General features: G+C 59.8%; 1 pseudogene. It reads left to right on the top strand.

The window, feature by feature from the left end:
• Positions 1-572: pseudogene (locus B5G06_RS13770) on the top strand (hypothetical protein); the annotation flags it as partial.

Raw genomic sequence — 572 nt, 5'->3', positions numbered from 1 at the left:
AACAAGCGCACCTACGTCCCCTTCGCCGAGAAGAAGTACGACGTGATGGTGTTTGGTATGCCCCAGAACTTCCACTACGGCAACGGCATGGGCACCAACCCCATCCAGATGATGCAGGCTCTCTCCGCCCAGGTTATCCGCCACAAGCGGGTCATGAAGGACAACTGCGTCATCATCTGCTCCTCCATCTGCAACGGCTACTTCCACGACGAGCGCTGGCCCTACCTGCGGGAGCTGTATGAGATGTTCCAGCACGACTACATGAACATCCTGCCCGACATGGACCGCTACGGCGAGTACTTTGCCACCAATCAGGAGTATATCCGCAAGTACCGCTTCTGCAACGCCTTCCACCCCTTCCACGGCTTCTCCATGATGAGCTGCGGCCACATCGCCGAGATGAACACCTCCGCCATTTACATCGTGGGCGCTCAGGAGCCCGGCATTGCCCGCGGCATGGGCCTCAAGACCCGGGCCACCTTCGAGGAGGCTCTGGAGGACGCCAAGAAGAAGTTCGTGGGCGAGAACCCCAACATCCTGGCTCTGCCCCAGACCTTCAAGCTGGGCGCCGT

Source organism: Flavonifractor sp. An52, from assembly GCF_002159385.1.
GTDB classification, from domain to species: domain Bacteria; phylum Bacillota; class Clostridia; order Oscillospirales; family Oscillospiraceae; genus Flavonifractor; species Flavonifractor avicola.
Note: the sequence above shows the minus strand (reverse complement) of the source record. Positions and strands in the feature narration are given on the sequence as shown.